The 17,251-nt window shown below is 66.7% G+C and carries 13 protein-coding genes; 7 read left to right on the top strand and 6 right to left on the bottom strand.

What is annotated here, in order from left to right; all coding sequences use genetic code 11:
* Positions 1-18: 18 nt before the first annotated feature.
* Positions 19-1,365, bottom strand: coding sequence for a dicarboxylate/amino acid:cation symporter (locus tag GGR73_RS08760; protein ID WP_016902552.1), 1,347 nt, complete (start codon positions 1,363-1,365; stop codon positions 19-21).
* Positions 1,366-1,651: 286 nt separating this feature from the next.
* On the opposite strand from GGR73_RS08760, the gene GGR73_RS08755 reads away from it, so the two are divergent.
* From GGR73_RS08755 to GGR73_RS08740, 4 genes are all read left to right on the top strand, one after another.
* Complete coding sequence (locus GGR73_RS08755; protein ID WP_016902551.1) at positions 1,652-2,824, top strand: OprO/OprP family phosphate-selective porin; 1,173 nt, start codon at positions 1,652-1,654, stop codon at positions 2,822-2,824.
* Positions 2,825-3,027: 203 nt separating this feature from the next.
* Positions 3,028-5,676, top strand: coding sequence for a hybrid sensor histidine kinase/response regulator (locus tag GGR73_RS08750; protein WP_104609341.1), 2,649 nt, complete (start codon positions 3,028-3,030; stop codon positions 5,674-5,676).
* Between the two features lie 314 nt (positions 5,677-5,990).
* Entirely contained in the window at positions 5,991-7,340 is a 1,350-nt protein-coding gene (gene tcuC / locus GGR73_RS08745) for an MFS transporter (RefSeq protein ID WP_102255967.1), read from the top strand.
* Positions 7,337-8,116 carry a substrate-binding domain-containing protein gene (locus tag GGR73_RS08740; protein WP_184456567.1) on the top strand — a complete coding sequence of 260 codons (780 nt, stop codon included), beginning with the start codon at positions 7,337-7,339 and terminating at the stop codon, positions 8,114-8,116. Before tcuC ends, GGR73_RS08740 begins: the two co-directional genes overlap by 4 nt.
* On the opposite strand, the gene GGR73_RS08735 is transcribed toward GGR73_RS08740, so the two are convergent.
* The gene (locus tag GGR73_RS08735; protein ID WP_026064333.1) at positions 8,108-9,010 is read right to left on the bottom strand and encodes a LysR family transcriptional regulator; all 903 of its coding nucleotides are present in this window, start codon (positions 9,008-9,010) and stop codon (positions 8,108-8,110) included. The genes GGR73_RS08740 and GGR73_RS08735 overlap by 9 nt on opposite strands.
* A 367-nt stretch (positions 9,011-9,377) precedes the next feature.
* On the opposite strand from GGR73_RS08735, the gene GGR73_RS08730 reads away from it, so the two are divergent.
* The 3 genes from GGR73_RS08730 (at position 9,378) to GGR73_RS08720 (ending at position 13,149) form a co-directional block, all read left to right on the top strand.
* Complete coding sequence (locus tag GGR73_RS08730; protein WP_456362940.1) at positions 9,378-11,498, top strand: TonB-dependent receptor; 2,121 nt, start codon at positions 9,378-9,380, stop codon at positions 11,496-11,498.
* A complete protein-coding gene (locus tag GGR73_RS08725; protein ID WP_184456986.1) occupies positions 11,498-11,827 on the top strand; it encodes a hypothetical protein in 330 nt (109 codons plus the stop codon). The genes GGR73_RS08730 and GGR73_RS08725 overlap by 1 nt, the downstream gene beginning before the upstream one ends.
* Positions 11,828-12,078: 251 nt before the next feature.
* Positions 12,079-13,149, top strand: coding sequence for an aldo/keto reductase (locus GGR73_RS08720; protein ID WP_184456565.1), 1,071 nt, complete (start codon positions 12,079-12,081; stop codon positions 13,147-13,149).
* A 192-nt stretch (positions 13,150-13,341) separates the two neighbouring features.
* Here GGR73_RS08720 and GGR73_RS08715 read toward each other — a convergent pair whose 3' ends face one another.
* From GGR73_RS08715 to GGR73_RS08700, 4 genes are all read right to left on the bottom strand, one after another.
* A complete protein-coding gene (locus tag GGR73_RS08715) occupies positions 13,342-13,980 on the bottom strand; it encodes a response regulator (protein WP_024938967.1) in 639 nt (212 codons plus the stop codon).
* A 192-nt stretch (positions 13,981-14,172) separates the two neighbouring features.
* Positions 14,173-15,222, bottom strand: a complete 1,050-nt coding sequence (locus tag GGR73_RS08710; RefSeq protein ID WP_024938966.1) for an ABC transporter substrate-binding protein — start codon at positions 15,220-15,222, stop codon at positions 14,173-14,175.
* Entirely contained in the window at positions 15,222-16,517 is a 1,296-nt protein-coding gene (locus tag GGR73_RS08705; protein ID WP_184456563.1) for a sensor histidine kinase, read from the bottom strand. Before GGR73_RS08705 ends, GGR73_RS08710 begins: the two co-directional genes overlap by 1 nt.
* Positions 16,510-17,211 carry a response regulator gene (locus GGR73_RS08700; RefSeq protein ID WP_065032382.1) on the bottom strand — a complete coding sequence of 234 codons (702 nt, stop codon included), beginning with the start codon at positions 17,209-17,211 and terminating at the stop codon, positions 16,510-16,512. Before GGR73_RS08700 ends, GGR73_RS08705 begins: the two co-directional genes overlap by 8 nt.
* Positions 17,212-17,251: the final 40 nt, after the last annotated feature.

The raw sequence follows: 17,251 nt of genomic DNA, 5'->3' as shown, positions 1-17,251 counted from the left end.
ACAGGGCCGTAGGAAGCATCAGCGTGCGCTGATCGGGGCGACGACGTCGGTCGAGGCCACCGGTGCCTGCAGCGGCGGCGAGCCGCCATCCAGCACCAGCTTGAGCTGGTCGCGGTCCAGCGCATTTTCCCAGCGCGACACCACCACGGTGGCGACCGCGTTGCCGATGAAGTTGGTCAGCGAGCGGCACTCGCTCATGAAGCGGTCCACGCCCAGGATCAGCGCCATGCCGGCCACCGGCACGTCCGGCACCACCGACAGCGTGGCGGCCAGGGTGATGAAGCCGGCACCGGTCACGCCAGCGGCGCCCTTGGAGCTGAGCATCGCCACCGCCAGCAGGGTGATCTGCTGGCCCAGGCTCAGATCCACATTGGTGGCCTGGGCGATGAACAACGCGGCCAGGGTCATGTAGATGTTGGTGCCGTCCAGATTGAACGAGTAGCCGGTCGGCACCACCAGGCCCACCACCGACTTCTCGCAGCCGGCCTTTTCCATCTTCTCCATCAGCGACGGCAGTGCCGACTCCGACGAGGAGGTCCCCAGCACCAGCAGCAGTTCGGCCTTGAGGTAGCGGATCAGCTTGAGCACCGAAAAGCCGCACAACCGGCACACGATGCCCAGGATCACCAGCACGAAGAACAGCGAGGTCAGGTAAAACGACCCCACCAGCCAGGCCAGATTGACCAGCGATTCCACCCCGTACTTGCCGATGGTGAAGGCGATCGCACCGAACGCACCGATCGGCGCGGCCTTCATCAGCATGTGCACCAGGCGGAACACCGGCGCGGTCAGCGCTTCCAGGAAGCTCAGCACCGGGCGGCCACGCTCGCCGACCAGGGCCAGCGCGATCCCGAACAGCACCGCCACGAACAGCACCTGCAGGATGTTGCCATCGACGAACGCGCTGACCAGCGTGGCCGGGATGATGTCCATCAGGAAGCCGACCAGGCTCAGCTCGTGCGACTTCTGCACGTAGGTGTTGACCGCGCTCTGATCCAGCTCGGCCGGGTTGATGTTCATGCCGGCGCCGGGCTGCACCACGTGCGCCACGATCATGCCCACGATCAACGCCAGCGTGGAGAAGAACAGGAAGTAGGTCATCGACTTGGCGAAGACCCGGCCCACCGTCTTGAGGTGGGTCATGCCGGCGATGCCGGTGACGATGGTCAGGAAGATCACCGGGGCGATGATCATCTTCACCAGCTTGATGAAGGCATCGCCCAGCGGCTTCAGGCTTTCGGCGAAGGCCGGCTCGAAGTGGCCCAGCAGGGCACCCAGGACGATCGCCACCACCACCTGGAAATACAGCTGACGGTAAAACGGGACGGGCGCCGGCAAGGGGCCGGCAGGCTTGCTGATGTGCATGACGCCACTCCGAGGGAACATAGAGGGTGCCTGAGCAGGTACCCGGTGCGGGCATTCTGGCCGTACGTCACAGCCCGAGCCGATAGCCCATTGGTACTACGCACTGTCCCCGGGCTGAACGTCGCCTTACACTTCAGCCGCGCCACCACCGGCCGTTAATTCCGTTTAACGCAGACACCGATTCCTGTGTTGTTGGCCGTCCGGAACCTGCGCGCTTGCTGAAGCTGTTCAGTGCGACCGCCATGGCAGGACGCCCGGCCCCTTCTCCTTGCCGAAGACCACACCTATGCGCCTCAATCCGCTCGTTCTCGCGTTGGCCATCGCCGCCGCGCCCGCTGCCGCCAATGCGGCCACCTCGCTGGAAAACTGGCCCACCAAATACACCTTCGGGGATGGCACCGAGCTCGGCCTGACCGGCAACTATGCCTACGACGACAACAATTTCTCCGGCGACGACCGCCTGGAAGACCGCACCGACTTCCGCCGCAAGGAATTCGGCGCCACCCTCAAGAAGAAGGGCGTCTACGACGCCATGGTGTATTTCGACTTCGAGTCCAAGCTGTGGCTGGACGTGTTCTTCCGCGTCGAGACCAAGGCGCTGTTCGGTCAGGACTACGGTCGCGTGCGGATGGGCTACATGAAGGTCCCGGTGGGCCTGGAAGCGGTGCAGAGCTCGCGTGCTGGCAGCTTCATGGAACTGGGCCTGCCGATCCAGGCGGTGTTCCAGGGCCGTCGTACCGGCGTGGAATGGACGCTGGAGCGCCAGCAGTACCTGCTGCAGGCCGGCGCCTACGGCGGCAAGGACCTGCAGGGCGACAACCCGGGCACCACCCAGGCCGTGCATGCCGCCTGGACCCCGTTCAAGGCCGAAGGCAACGTGCTGCACCTGGGCCTGGCCGGTTCGGTGGAAAACCCGCGCGGCTTCAGCGACGGCCGCGGCGTGTCGTTCAGCCCGCGCGTGCGCCTGCGTGCCCGCCCGGAAGCCGGCTTGACCGACGTGCGTCTGATCGACACCGGCACCATTCTCGATGTGGACCACGTGATCCGCGCCGGCGTGGAAGCGGTGTGGATCCACGGCCCGTTCTCGCTGCAGAGCGAAGCGCTGCGCGCCGAGGTGGCGCGTAACGACAACCTGCCGCATTACATCGCGCAGGGCCAATACCTCTATGGCACCTGGACGCTGACCGGCGAGTCGCGCAGCTATGCCGGCGGCGTACCGGGCAACATCAAGCCGGCGCACGATTACGGCGCGGTCGAGCTGACCGCCCGCTACAGCCGCCTGGATCTGGAAGACAACCGCGTCAGCGGCGGCCGCCAGCACGACACCACCATCGGCGCCAACTGGTACCTCACCAGCCACTTCAAGATGCAGGCCAACTACAGCTGGGTGGATGCCACGCGCAACGGCGTGCATGAGACCCCGCATGTGATGGAGCTGCGCGCGCAGGTGCAGTTCTAAGCCCTATCGCGCAAAGCTGACTCGGCCCTTGCCGGCCGCGGGTTGGCTTCGGTTGACCGCTTCAACGCGGTAACCTGGCTATTCAAGCCAGCATGCAGGCCCCTGCGGCCGCTTCCTTCCGGGGATGCGGCCGCAGTCGTTTTTGGGGGCGCCGTGGCCGCGATGGCTGCACGATGCATCGGCGCACCGCCATACTTGTCGGCATGTACGCCTCGCAACGCCGCCGTCTGCTGCTCACCCTGACCATCGTGTTGGGCGGCATGCTGGTGGCCATGCTGGCGGCCGGGCATTTTGTCGAACAGAACGCCCTGCACGAGGAAAGTGCCACCGTGCGGCGCCAGCTGCGCCTGTACGCGCAGGCCCTGCAGCAACGCATCGATCGCTATCGCACGCTGCCGCAGATCCTGGCGCTGGACCCGGAACTGCGCGCGGCCGTTTCCGGCCCGCTGTCGCCCGCGCAGGTGGAGCGGCTCAATCGCAAACTCGAGCGCGCCAACAATGTCACCCAATCCTCCACGCTGACGCTCATCAACCGCGACGGCATTGCGCTGGCTGCCAGCAACTGGCGCGCGGCGCGCAGCAACGTGGGCGTGGACTACGCCTTTCGCCCGTATTACCAGCAGGCATTGGCCAATGGCAGCGGCAGTTTCTACGGCATCGGCATGACCACCAGCGAACCGGGCTACTTCCTGTCGCAGGCCATCGTCGATGCCGGCGGCCAGGTACAGGGCGTGGTGGTGATCAAGATCGCGCTGGCCGCGCTGGAACGCGAGTGGTTGCAGACCCCGGACATCGTGCTGGCCTCCGACGCGCATGCGGTGGTGTTCCTGGCCAGCCGCCCGCAGTGGCGCTACCGCATGCTGGCCCCGCTGAGCCTGCGCGACCGCAGCGAATTGCGCAGCACCCGCCAGTACGCCGACCAGGGCCTGCTGCCGCTGCGGCGCCGGCTGATCGAGCAGACCGGCAACGGTGGCGTGCTGGCCGAGGTCAGCGACCCACCGCTCGCCGGCCCGGTGCTGTGGCAGACCCTGGAGGTGCCCGAAAGCGGCTGGCGCCTGCATCTGCTGCACGACACCCGCGCCAGCGCAGCGGCCGGCCGCGCCGCGGCGATTGCCGCGGCCGGTGCGTGGTTGGCACTGGCCTTGCTGTGGTTGTTCGTGCAGCAGCGGCGGCGCCTGTCCGCATTGCGCCAGCGCAGCCGGCACGAGCTGGAAACGCTGCTGCAACAACACGCCGAAGAACTGCGTACCGCGCAGGATGGCGTGGTCACCGCCGCGCAACAGGCCAACGCCGGTCTGAGCCGCAGTCTGGAACACCTGCCGCAGGGCGTGGTGGTGATCGACGAGGCGCTCAATCTGGTGGCGTGGAATTCGCGCTATGTGGAGCTGTTCCGCTTCCCGCCCGAACTGCTGAAGATCGGCCGGCCGATCGAAGACCTGTTCCGCTTCAACGCACGCCGCGGCCTGCTCGGACCGGGGCCGATCGAAGCGGCGATCGAACGCCGCCTCAATCATCTGCGCAGCGGCAAACCGCATATGCGCGAGAGCGAAAAGGAAGACGGCACCGTGCTGGAAATCCGCGGCAATCCGCTGCCCGATGGCGGATTCGTCACCAGCTATGCCGACATCACCAGTTACAAGAACGCCGCGCGCGAGCTGCGCTCGCTGGCCGATGCACTGGAACACCGCGTGGCCGAACGGACCCGCGACCTGGCCGCGGCCAAGCGCGAGGCCGAAAGCGCCAATCGCTACAAGACCCGCTTTGTCGCCTCGGCCGTGCACGACCTGCTGCAACCGCTCAACGCCGCGCGTATGTTCGTCTCGGTCCTGCGCGGACAGGTGGGCGAGCCCGGCAGCGCGCGCGTGGTCGACAACATCGAAGGCGCGCTCGCCGCGCAGGACGCCATCCTCAACAGCCTGCTGGACATCTCGCGGCTGGAGGCCGGCAGCCTGAAGACCCAGGTGCGCGATTTCGCCATCGCCCCGCTGCTGGAAACGCTGGCCCGCGAGTTCGGCATCCTGGCCGAAGACCGCGGCTTGGTGCTGGACTGGGTGCCCACGTCCGCGGTGGTGTTGAGCGATGAAAACCTGCTGCGGCGCATCCTGCAGAACTTCCTGTCCAACGCCATCCGTTACACCCCGCGCGGGCGGGTGCTGATCGGTTGCCGTCGTCGCGGCGGCTGGCTGCGCATCGAGGTGCACGACCAGGGGCCCGGCATTCCCGAGGCCTTGCAGGAAGAGATCTTCGAAGAATTCCGGCGCCTGGACGACGGCGTGGCCAACGATCGTGGCGCCGGCCTGGGCTTGGCCATCGTCGAGCGCATCGGCCGGCTGCTCGGCCACCGCATCGGCCTGCGCTCCACGCTGGGCAGCGGCAGCGTGTTTTCGGTGACCGTGCCGCTGGGCGAACGCGCTGCCATCGTCAGGCAATTGCCGCCGCCAACCACCACCACCGCAGAAAACGCCAACGACCCGATCCTGCACGGCTGCCGCGTTTGGTGCGTGGACGACGACCCGCGCGTGTGCGAGGCCAGCCGTGCCCTGCTGGAACGCTGGGAATGCCGCGTGGACTTTGCCGGCGGACCCAACGAGGCATTGGCCGCCGCCAGCCCCGACGAGGTGCCGGAGCTGCTATTACTGGATGTGCGCATGGGCGAGCACTACGGCCCCATGCTGCTGCCGCAGTTGGTGCAACGCTGGCAACGCGAACCGCGCGTGATCCTGGTCACCGCCGAACCCGACCCGGCGCTGCGCGAACACGCGCTCGACCTGGGCTGGGGATTCCTGACCAAGCCGGTGCGCCCGCCCGCGCTGCGCGCACTGGTCACCCAGATGTTGTTGCGGCGCGGATAGGTTGCCCGGCTGCCGGCACGGCATGCGGCCTAGCAGTTGATGCAGAGCGGTAGTACGCGCACTACTCAGGACCGATCTGCGCATCGGCAGCTCGAGACAGCGTTCGTTTCTACGCCCTGGATCGATAAACGCCCACGCCTCGCGGACGCCCTGCATGCACCTGCTGCGTGCCACGTTTGTCGCATCGCCGCCAGGTCGAGTCGAGCATTGCTCCGGCGTGGTTGATGTTCAACGCGCATCAGTCGATGAGAAAGCAGCAATTATCAATGCCGGCCCGCTCCACCAGAATCGATCGCCTCACCTATCAGACGCACGTGCATACCTATCGTGGAGGGCGATCTATGCAGACTTCGAACCTTGAGGCAACGCGGCAGTCGAAACTGGGGATGGTGCTGAGGGTGACCTCGGGCAACTTCCTCGAGCAGTTCGACTTCTTCCTGTTTGGTTTCTACGCAACCCAGATCGCCGCGGTGTTCTTCCCGGCGAGCAACGAATTCGCCTCGCTGATGATGACCTTCGCAGTGTTTGGCGCAGGCTTTCTGATGCGCCCGCTGGGCGCGGTGATCCTGGGCGCCTACATCGACGATGTCGGCCGCCGCAAGGGCTTGATCGTCACCCTGGCGATCATGGCCAGCGGCACGGTGCTGATCGTGCTGGTGCCGGGCTATGCCAGCATCGGTTTGTGGGCACCGGCACTGGTGCTGCTCGGACGGCTGCTACAGGGCTTCTCGGCGGGTGCCGAAATGGGCGGTGTGTCGGTGTATCTGGCCGAGATGGCCACGCCGGGGCGGCGCGGCTTCTATGCCAGTTGGCAATCGGCCAGCCAGCAGGTGGCCATCGTCGCTGCGGCCGCCATCGGCTATGCGCTCAACCAGCTGATGCCGCCGCAGGATCTGGCGCAGTGGGGCTGGCGGATTCCCTTCGCCATCGGTTGCGTCATCATCCCCTTCATCTTTTTGCTGCGGCGGCGCCTGGAAGAGACTGCGGAGTTCGCACAGCGCACCCAGCGGGTGACGATGAAGCAGGTGATGCGCGGGCTGGCGAACAATGCCGGCACCGTGATTGCCGGCGGCTTGATGGTGGCGCTGACGACGACCGCGTTCTATCTGATCACCGTGTACGCACCGACCTTCGGCAAGAGCGTGCTCAAGCTCAGCACCGGCGACGCCTTGATCGTGACGCTGCTGGTGGGCATCTCCAACTTCCTGTGGCTGCCGATCGGCGGCGCGCTCAGCGACCGCTTCGGCCGCAAGCCGCTGCTGGTGACCATGGCGGTGGTGTGCGCACTGAGCGCCTATCCGGTGCTCGCGTTCCTTGCATCCGCACCGAGCTTTGCGCATATGTTGCAGGCGCTGCTGTGGCTGTCCTTCCTCTACGGCATCTACAACGGTGCCATGATTCCCGCGCTTACCGAACTGATGCCGGCGCATGTGCGGGTGGCGGGCTTCTCGCTCGCCTACAGTCTGGCCACGGCAGTCTTTGGCGGGTTTACGCCGGTGATGTCGACCTGGCTGATCCATGTCAGCGGCGACAAGGCGGCCCCTGGGTACTGGTTGGTGTTCGCGTCGGTGTGCGCACTGTTGGCGACGCTGTTCCTGTATCGCCGGCATGGCAACGCAGCGGCAGCGACCGGCCTCGATACGGCTGCGGGAGCGGCGAAATGATGCGGGCTCTCTGGAAAAAATTGCTCGCTGCGGTTGTCACCACGGCCCTGCTGTCGCCGGCCGCAGCCGCGCAGGATCTGACCGTGATGACCTCCGGCGGTTTCACCGCCGCCTTCGAACGTCTGGCGCCGCAGTACAGCAGGCAGACCGGGGTGACGGTTGCGACACTGCACGGCCCTTCGATGGGGCAGACGCCGCAAGCCATTCCCAACCGACTTGCGCGTGGCGAGCATGCCGATGTGGTGATCATGGTGGGCAGCGCATTGCAGAAACTGATCGATGCGGGACTGGTGGATCCGGCATCGCGGGTGGAGCTGGCCGATTCCCGGATCGGCATGGTGGTGCGCAGCGGCGCACCCAAGCCGCAGATCGATACCGTCGAACAGTTCAAACACGCGCTGCTGCAGGCCGATTCCGTTGCCTATTCCGACAGCGCCAGTGGCGTCTACATCGAGACCACGCTGTTCAAGCAGCTGCAGATCCAGGGCCCGATGATGGCCAAGAGCCGCAAGATCGAACGCATCCCGGTGGGCTCGGTGGTGGCCGACGGCAGTTATCAGCTGGGCTTTCAGCAGATGGCCGAACTGCTCCCGGTGGCAGGCGTGGATGTTGTCGGCAAGATCCCCGAACCGCTGCAGTCGATCACGCGCTATGCGGCGGGTGTGCCGGTCAACGCGGATCATCCCGCAGCGGCCAGGCGCCTGCTTGCCTACCTGCAGTCGGGTGACGCGCAGGCGGTTGCGCGCGCGACCGGCCTGGATCCGGTCTCACCGTGAGCGCGCGGGCATCCGTCGCACCAGTTCCGCCAGTTCGAGCGCGGTCGGCGTCAGCGTCCGCCCACGGCGTTTGAGGATCCCCACGTTGCGCAACACCTCCGGTTCGACCAGCGGCACCGCCGCCAGCACCGGATGCGGGCCGGAAGGCATGGCGATCGAAGGAACGGCGGCAATGCCGACGCCGGCCTCCACCAAGCCCAGCAATGTGGTGACGTGGCGTGTTTCGCAAATGCTCGGCTGCTCCGGCGTAAATGCAGACAGCGCCCGGTCCAGCACCAGCCGGTTGCCCGAGGTCTTGTCGAGCGTGATGTAGTCATGGCCATAGGCTTCCTGCCAGCTGACCTGCTCGCGCCCGGACAGGGGATGGTCCCGGCGGCAGGCAATCACATAGCGCTCCTGCAGCAGTGGCTCGAACTCGACCTCCGGTGCCAGGTTGCCGCTGAAGCTGACGCCGAAATCCGCCTCGCCGGAGGCCACTGCCGCACTGACGTGACTGGCGCTGCCATCGAACAGCCTGATGCGGATCTTCGGAAACAGCTGATGCAGCCCGTGAATCGCCTGGGGCATGAAGTAGTACGCCGCAGACGGCACGCACGCCACGGTCACCGTGCCCATCCGGCTGGATCCGGCGTCGCCGATGCTCATCAGCGCCATGTCCAGGTCGTCGAGCATGCGCTCGACCTGCGGCATGAACGCCTGCCCGACCGTGGTGAGCGCGACCTTGCGCGTGGTGCGCTCGAATAGTTTGACGTTCAACGCCGACTCGAGCTTGTCGATCCGGCGGCTGAGCGCCGGCTGGGTGATGCGGATGCGTTCGGCAGCGCGGCGGAAGCTGCCGTTTTCGGCAACGGCACGGAATGCCTGTAGATCGTTGAGGTCGAATTTGATGGTCACGATGCCGCGGCTGCGATGTTCGATGGCGGTCGCCATAGCATAGACAGTTGCCTGCTGCGCTGCGTGCGCAGACGCGTGCAGACGCGGCGCGCGCGGCTTGCAACATTCGTGCAGGCGGTCATCGCCGCAGGAATGCACACGCCTGTTTCCGACGCAGGTGATACCTGCACGCGCGGCGCATGGCTCGGGCATCGCCGCGATGCTGCCAACGCGCGCATTCGCAGCGCACGACGCTGCGGCATGCCCAGCGTGGCGGCGCTCGCGTCTGTTAGAATGGCGATAATGATTCCCATTTAATCTTCACCTTTCGCGTTGCCGTGCAGGTGCTGTTCCTGTGCCGGCCGCGCGCCTTGGAGTTCCTTGCCCCATGAAGTCTCCCGTCTCCGGATCGGCCGGCATGCCGTTCGTTGCCACCCTCTGCCTGCTCGCCTCTGCCACCGCGTCCGCGCAATCGGACGTCACCGACACGCTGGACACCGTGGTGGTCGCCGCCTCGCGCTCCAACATGACCGTGGCCGAATCGCCGCAGACGGTGTTGATCATCGACAAGGCGCAGATCCAGCAGCAGCTGACGATCTCCAGCAATTCCTCCGACGTGCTCGCCAACCTGATTCCCTCGTACACGCCCAGCCGCGGCAAGATGAATGGCAGCGGCGAAACCCTGCGCGGGCGCACGCCGCTGATCCTGATCGACGGCGTGCCGCAGTCCAATACGATCCGCCCCACCGGGCGCGAAGCGCACACCATCGACTATGCGATGGTCGAGCGCATCGAAGTCATCCAGGGCGCCAATGCCATCAACGGCCTGGGCGCCACCGGCGGCACCATCAACATCATCACCCGGCGCCCGCAGGACGGCTCGTTGAACCAGCACATCGACGTGCAGGCCACCGCACCTACTTCCGAAACGCGTGCGGAAACCGCCAGCGTCGAGACCCGCTACCGCGTGGACGGCCGCTCGGACAGGCTCGATTACCTGTTCTCGGCCAGCTACAGCGACCAGGGCCTGTATGTGGATGGACAAAGCCGGCCGATTGGCGCCGACAACACTCAGGGCGACCTGATGACGTCCAAGAGCTACGACGTGCTGGCCAAGCTCGGCTACGCGCTCACCGACACCCAGCGCCTGAGCGTCAGCGTCAACCGCTACCGCATCAAGAACGACAACGACTACATCGGCGTCGCCGGCAACCGCGCGCAAGGCCTGCCCACCAGCTCGGTGCGCGGCACCCCGCAGGGCACCGCGCCCTGGAACGATGTGCTGACCTCCAGCCTGTCGTACACCCATGACGATCTGGCCGGTATGCAGCTGAGCGCGATGGTGTTCAACCAGGAATTCGAAGGGCTGTTCGGTGCCGACAACTCATCCACGTTTCAGGACCCGCGCATCGCCCCGGTCGGCACCTTGTACGACCAATCGCGTTCGGTCGCCTCCAAGTGGGGCAGCAAGATCAGCCTGACCAGGGACGACCTGCTCGACAGCCGGCTCAAGCTCACCGGCGGCGTCGACCTGCTGGCCGACACCGGCAAGCAGGATCTGTACGGCACCGGGCGGACCTATGTGCCCGAGTCGGACTACCGCAATCTATCGCTGTTCGTGCAGGGCGAATACAAGCTGCTGCCCACGCTGACCCTGCACGCCGGCGTGCGCCGCGAAGAAGCCGAGTTGCAGATCGACAGCTACCAGACACTGTGGCGCTACAACCGGGTCGCTGTCGAAGGCGGCACGCTCGACTTCAACCAGACCCTCTACAACACCGGCCTGGTCTACACGCCGCTCGAGGGTGTGAGCTTTTTCACCAGCTATTCCGAAGGCTTCGGCATGCCGGACGTGGGCCGCGTGCTGCGCGCGATCAACACGCCGGGCACGCGCGTGGCCAGCCTGAGCACGCTGGAGCCGATCCTGACCAAGAGCGTGGAAGCCGGCACCCGCCTCACACGCGGCGCCGTCGATGCGGACCTGAGCTACTTCCAGTCCAACTCGGACCTGGGCACACGCGTGGTGCCGATCAACGGCGCCTTCATGATGAGCCGCGAAAAGACCCGCGTGCAGGGCGTGGACGCCAGCCTGGGCTATCGCCTGGATGCGGCACATCGCCTGCGCCTGTCCTACGCCTACACCCGTGGCCGCTACGACAGCGATAACGATGGGCAGCTGGACGCACGCCTGGATGGGCTCAACGTGGCGCCCAACCGGGTGATCGCCTCGTGGTCGGCGCAGTGGACGCCGAAGCTCTCCTCGTTCGTGCAGGCCCAGCATGCCTTCAGCCAATCCTTCGACGAGGCCGACAAGCGCTTCAGCGGCTACACGCTGGTGGATGCGACCTTCAACTACGCGCTGCCGCGTGGTGCAGTGCGCATGGGTGTGTCCAACCTGTTCGACAAGCAGTACATCACCTACTACTCGCAATCGGCCCTGGTCGAACCGCTGCGCTACTTCGCAGGACGCGGCCGCACCATCACGCTGGGCTATTCGCTGGATTTCTGATGGCGTGGCGTGATTGCCAGCAGCGCGCGCGATACGCCTGCGCACGCGTGCTGCTGCGCATGGATGCCGATTCGTTGCGTCGTTTAGATGCAGTCAACAGCCTGGGCGGTCGAGGGCGCGGTGCCCTCGCCGCCCGCGGGACACGCCGTGAATCCGTCCGTGGAGGCTCGGTGGCGGCATCCATGCCGCCACACGGTCCCGCAAGCGGCAAGGACACCGCACAAGACAGTTTGCTGGCTGTTTTATTGAAAGCCATACGCACCAATCAACTCGACTGGTCCTTGCCCGCCCACCGTCGCGGGACCTTACGCGGCATGGATGCCGCCTAAGAGCCTACAGGGACGTACTTGCGGCGTGTCCCGCGATGGTGGGCGGGCAAGGGCCCTGCAACGAAGTTGCAGACATCAGCGTCTTGGTCGCTCAATCGCCTCCCAGTAGCGCGCACTCCTGCGTGACGATGCCGAGGTGACGATCCGGACGATCGGGCAAGGATGCCGGATCACCAGGCTCACGCCGACCCGGCGGCCCGCGGCACAGTGCATCGCAACACGCATAACGCCACTACCGGGAGACACACCGCATGAGTCATACACTGTCGCTGGACCACTATCGCCTGCTTGGCCGCTCCGGCCTGCGCGTCTCGCCGCTGTCGCTGGGCACCATGACCTTCGGCGAAGACTGGGGCTGGGGCGCGGACGCGGACGAAGCCAGGCGCATCTTCGATGCGTATGCCGACCGCGGCGGCAATTTCATCGACACCGCGGTCAACTACACCAACGGCGGCTCCGAGCGCATCCTCGGCGCGCTGCTCAAGCACCGCCGCGAGCGCTTCGTGCTGGCCACCAAGTTCACCATGGCGCGCGATCCGGACAACATCAACGCCGGCGGCAATCATCGCCTCAACCTGATCCGCTCGGTGGAGACCAGCCTGCGCCAGCTCGACACCGACCGCATCGACCTGCTGTACCTGCATGCCTGGGATTTCACCACCTCGCCGGAGGAAGTGATGCGCGGGCTGGAGCATCTGGTGCAATCGGGCAAGGTGCTCTACCTCGGCATCTGCAACACCCCGGCCTGGCGGGTGGCGCAATTGCAGACACTGGCCGACTTGCGTGGCTGGTCGCCGCTGGTGGCGCTGCAGATCGAATACAGCCTGGTCGAGCGCAGCGTCGAACACGAGTTGCTGCCGATGGCACGCGAGCTGGGCCTGGGCGTGTTGCCATGGTCGCCGCTGGGCGGTGGCATCCTGACCGGCAAGTACAGCCGCGCCGATCTCTCCGACGACAACGCAGCCGAGGTTTCGACCAGCCGCAAGGGCGTGATCGCCTCGACCGGACATCTCAACGCACGCTCGCTGGAGATCGCCGATGCGGTCGGTGCGGTCGCCGAGGAACTGGGCGCCTCGCGCTCGCAGGTGGCGCTGGCCTGGACCTTGCGCAATCCGGCCGTGGTCTCGCCGGTGATGGGCGCGCGCACGCTGCAGCAGGCCGAGGACAACTTCGGTGCGCTGGAAATCGTCTTGAGCGATGAACACCTGGCTCGGCTGGATCGGATCAGCGCGCTGGCGCCGATCTTCCCGGAACGCTTTATCGGCCGGCCGATGGCGCAGCAACTCATCTACGGCACCTACAAGGTGCAGTTACGCAGTTGATGGATGCATCGCCGACGGACGATCCGTCGGCAGCGATGCACTGCCTCACGTGCAATGGTCTTTTACCGACAACGGCACGACCGATCAATCCGTCGCGTCATCGCGCGTTTGCATGCCGTTCTGCACGGCGCTGCGTCTCAGCACGTCATCGTCATCGCAAAACACGATGCAGTACACAATCACCAGGAGCGATCAGCCCTCGCCTTCCGGCTCCAGCGCCTTGACCAGCACTGCCGCCTGCGTGCGGCTGTAGCAGTCCAGTTTCTTCAGGATGGCGGTGACGTGCACCTTGACGGTGTTCTCGGCCAGCCCGAGTTCGTGTGCGATCTGCTTGTTGAGCAGGCCATCGGCCAGGCTCAGCAGCACGCGGAACTGTTGCGGGGTGAGCTGGGCGAGCTTGGAGGCCAGTTGCGCGTCGGCCTCCGAGCGCTCGGCAGTCATCGGCGGGAACCAGGTGCCGCCCTCCAGCACGCTGGCCACCGCAGTGCCGATCGATTCGGCCGGGGTGGATTTGGGAATGAAGCCGGCCGCGCCGAACTGCTGCGCGCGCCGGATCACGCGTGGGTGATCGTTGGAAGAGATCACCACCACCGGGATGTCCGGATGCTCGCCACGCACGTGCAACAGTGCCGAGAAGCCGCGGGCGCCCGGCATCGCCAGGTCCAGCAGCACCAGCTCGGCCTGGGGGTGCGAGCGCAGCATCGCGCTCAGCGTGGCGGCGCTGGAGGCCTCCACCACGTCGGCTTGCGGCAGGGTCTGCTGCAGCACATGGATCACGGCGGCACGGAACAACGGGTGGTCGTCGGCGACGAGGATGGTGAGATCGGCCATGCGCCAAGTCTGGCACATGGCTGTGTCGGTTTCCCGCGTCCGGGCATCCATCCCCGCCTCGCTACGCGGGCATCCGGCCTGCCGGGCAGCCAGCATGGGCGTGGAAATCGCCGCCTCCATGCCCTGCACGCCAAGGCCGGCAGCGCACATCGCACCGGCATGCGGCCGTTCGCGCAGCTCGTCGGCGCTTGCCTAGCGCGGCGGCTGCGTGCTGGCCCGCCAGGCATCCAGGAACTGCCGGCGTTTGAGCTTGTCCAGATACACCAGCAGGCCGGGGCCGAGCGGGATCGGCCGGAACGGCGGCTGCGCCGGGCCGCCACGGCCGCCGGCGGCCGGCAGGATCGGCATCAGCCGCGCCTCGCGCGAGAGCACCTGCTGGCCGCGTGGCGAGAGCAGGTAATCCAGGAATCTGCGCGCCTCCGGCGCGTGCGGTGCAGTCCTGGGGATCACCGCAGTGCGTAGCGCCACCAGCGTGTAGTCCTGCGGCTGCACGATGCCCAGCGGCGCGCCTGCGTCGATGCGCGTCTGCGCGTAGGAGCCGAGCACGTTGTAGGCCAGCAGCAGCTCGCCACGGCTGACGCGGTCGAGCAAGGTGCCGGTGCGTTCTTCCAGCCTGACCTGGTTGGCCCCCAACGCGGCCAGCAACGCACCGGCGATGCTGCCGACCTGCCCGTCCTGGGTGGCGAACAGATAGCCCACGCCGCTGCGCTCGACATCGTAAGTGCCAACCCGGCCGCGTAGCGGCGCGTCGGGCGCGCGCAGCAAGGCCAGCAGTTGCCGGCGCGTGCGCGGCACCCGCGCGGCCGCCAGCTTGCGCGTGTTGTAGACGATCGCCACCGGCTCGTAGCTGATGCCGAACACTTCGTGCCGCCACTGCGCCCACGCCGGCAGCGCTTCGGTCTGCGCGGAGCGATGCGCGAGCGCGTGGCCGTCGTTCACCAGCTTGGTCTGCAGGTCCATGCTGGCGCTGATCAGCATGTCGGCGGCAGGCGTGGCCTTGCCCGGATGCAGATAGCGCTCGTAGATGTCCCAGGCAATCACGTCCTCGTAGATCACCTCGGTGCCCGGATGCAGGCGCTGGTAGTCCTGGATGACCGCGCCGAACACTTCCAGATCGGTGGAGCCTTGCACGCGTAATTGCGCCTGCTTCGGGCCGTGCGCGGGAAACACCCGCACATCGCCGGGCGCGGCACGCGCAACAACCGGCGCCAGCAAGACCACCATCAGCAACAGCACGCGCATCACCGCGTCCCTCCAGGAAAATGCAACGAGGCGATCAGCCCGCCGCCGACGCGGTTGCTCAGATCGATGCGCCCGCCGTGCGCTTCGACCACGCGCTTGACGATGGCCAGCCCCAGCCCCGCGCCACCGGCCGGCGCATCCGGCCCGCGGACGAAACGCTCGAACACGCGCTCGGCTTCGGCAGCGGGAATGCCGGGGCCGTGATCGGCGATGGTCAGCACGTGATGGCTGCCGTCGCTGGTGAGCGCGACCTGCAATGGCGCCCCGGCACCGTATTTGCAGGCGTTGTCGATCAGGTTCTTCAGCGCCTCGCGCAGCAGCAGTGCATCGCCGCGCAATAGCGCCGGTTGCGGGTCGATCGCCAGGTGCACGCGCGGTGCGCCGTCGCTGCGCGGCAAGGCCTCGTGCAAGGCCTGGTGCAGCACTTCGGCCAGGTCCACGGTGGCAAAGCGCTGCAGGTTGGCGCGGTGGATCACGCTGGCATCGCTGAGCAATTGATTGAGCAGCCGGCTCATATGGCTGGCATTGCGCTCGATCGCCACCAGGCTGCGTTGCATCTCGCGCGGGTCGTCGTCGTCCATCGCCAGCTGCGCCTGCGCGCGCAATGCGGCCAGCGGCGTGCGCATCTGGTGCGCGGCTTCGGCCATGAAGGCGCGCAGGGTTTCGTTGCTGGACGACAGCCGCGACAGGTCGCGCTCGATACGCTGCAACGGGCGCAGGGCACGATACACGCCCAGCCACACCAGGCCCAGGGCGAGCAGCGACAGCACGCCGATCGCCACCAGCGCGTTGAGCACCACATCGCGTGCCACCGCATCGCGGGCGCGCCGGGTCTGACCGACCTGCACGCGCACCTCGCCCTGCCCGGAGGCCGATGCCACCCGATGCATCACCACCGCAAAGCGCACCGGCTCGCCGCTGTAGACGGCATCGAACAGCACCGGGCGCTCGTCGCCGGGCGCGCGCGCCGGCAACGGCAGCGTCTCTTCACCGGTGATGGTGCGGCCTTGCGCATCGAACACGCGGTAGAACACGCGGTCTTCCGGTGCCATGCCGAGCAGGTCCAGCGAGGCATACGGCAGGTCCACCTGCCAGTCGCCGCCGACCAGCGCCACGCTGTCGACGATGGACAGGGCCGAGGACACCAGCAGGTGGTCGTAGGAGCGGTTGGCGGCCCGCTCGCCGTAGTCGCGTGCAGCAAAGAACAGCACCACCGCGCCCAGCACCGACAGGCTGCCCAGATACAGCAGCAAGGTGCGCCGGATCGACGGTGCCACCATGCGCGGCTCAGCCATCGACGCCCGGCTCCACCGGCGCATGCGGATCGGCTTCTTCGAGCTTGTAGCCGGCGCCGCGCACGGTGACGATGCGCAACGGCGCGCCCGCCAGCTTGCGACGCAGGCGGCCGACATACAGCTCGATCGCATTCGGCCCGGCATCGTCGTCGAAACCGAACAAGCCGTTGCCGATCTCGTCCTTGCCAACCACATGGCCCAGGCGCCCGATCAGGATCTCGAACAGGCGGTATTCGCGATTGGGCAACTCGATCGGCACCCCGTCCAGCATCAGCGTGTGCGCGGCGTTGTCGAACACGAACCCGCCGATCTGCACCACCTCGCTGGCCTGCCCGCGGTTGCGCCGCAGCAGCACCCGGCAACGCGCCTCGAACTCGCGGAAATCGAACGGCTTGCCCAGGTAGTCGTCGGCCCCGACATCCAGCGCCTGCACGCGGTCTTCGATGCCATCGCGCGCGGTCAGCATCAGCACCGGCGTGGTATCGCCACGCTCGCGCATCCCGGCCAGCACGCGCAGTCCATCCAGCTTGGGCAGGCCGATATCCAGCACCACCAGATCGAAGCTCTGATAGCGCAGCACACTCGCCGCCGCCAGGCCATCGGACTGCCAATCCACCGCATGCCCGCTACGGCGCATGCGCCGCACGATGGCATCGGCGAGATCGGCGTTGTCTTCGACTAGCAGCAGGCGCATGGGCGGGGATTGGGGAGTCGGGATTGGGAATTCGCAAAGG

It is taken from the genome of Xanthomonas sp. F14, from assembly GCF_014199865.1.
This window is presented reverse-complemented; position numbering and strand designations above follow the sequence as displayed.

Bases quoted from the DNA above. Each gene is read 5' to 3' on its own strand.
- GGR73_RS08705 (WP_184456563.1), bottom strand. From the start codon at position 16,517: ATGGCTGAGCCGCGCATGGTGGCACCGTCGATCCGGCGCACCTTGCTG.
- GGR73_RS08715 (WP_024938967.1), bottom strand. From the start codon at position 13,980: ATGGCCGATCTCACCATCCTCGTCGCCGACGACCACCCGTTGTTCCGT.
- GGR73_RS08730 (WP_456362940.1), top strand. From the start codon at position 9,378: ATGAAGTCTCCCGTCTCCGGATCGGCCGGCATGCCGTTCGTTGCCACC.
- GGR73_RS08750 (WP_104609341.1), top strand. From the start codon at position 3,028: ATGTACGCCTCGCAACGCCGCCGTCTGCTGCTCACCCTGACCATCGTG.
- GGR73_RS08720 (WP_184456565.1), top strand. From the start codon at position 12,079: ATGAGTCATACACTGTCGCTGGACCACTATCGCCTGCTTGGCCGCTCC.
- GGR73_RS08755 (WP_016902551.1), top strand. From the start codon at position 1,652: ATGCGCCTCAATCCGCTCGTTCTCGCGTTGGCCATCGCCGCCGCGCCC.
- GGR73_RS08760 (WP_016902552.1), bottom strand. From the start codon at position 1,365: ATGCACATCAGCAAGCCTGCCGGCCCCTTGCCGGCGCCCGTCCCGTTT.
- GGR73_RS08725 (WP_184456986.1), top strand. From the start codon at position 11,498: ATGGCGTGGCGTGATTGCCAGCAGCGCGCGCGATACGCCTGCGCACGC.
- GGR73_RS08700 (WP_065032382.1), bottom strand. From the start codon at position 17,211: ATGCGCCTGCTGCTAGTCGAAGACAACGCCGATCTCGCCGATGCCATC.
- GGR73_RS08710 (WP_024938966.1), bottom strand. From the start codon at position 15,222: ATGCGCGTGCTGTTGCTGATGGTGGTCTTGCTGGCGCCGGTTGTTGCG.
- GGR73_RS08740 (WP_184456567.1), top strand. From the start codon at position 7,337: ATGATGCGGGCTCTCTGGAAAAAATTGCTCGCTGCGGTTGTCACCACG.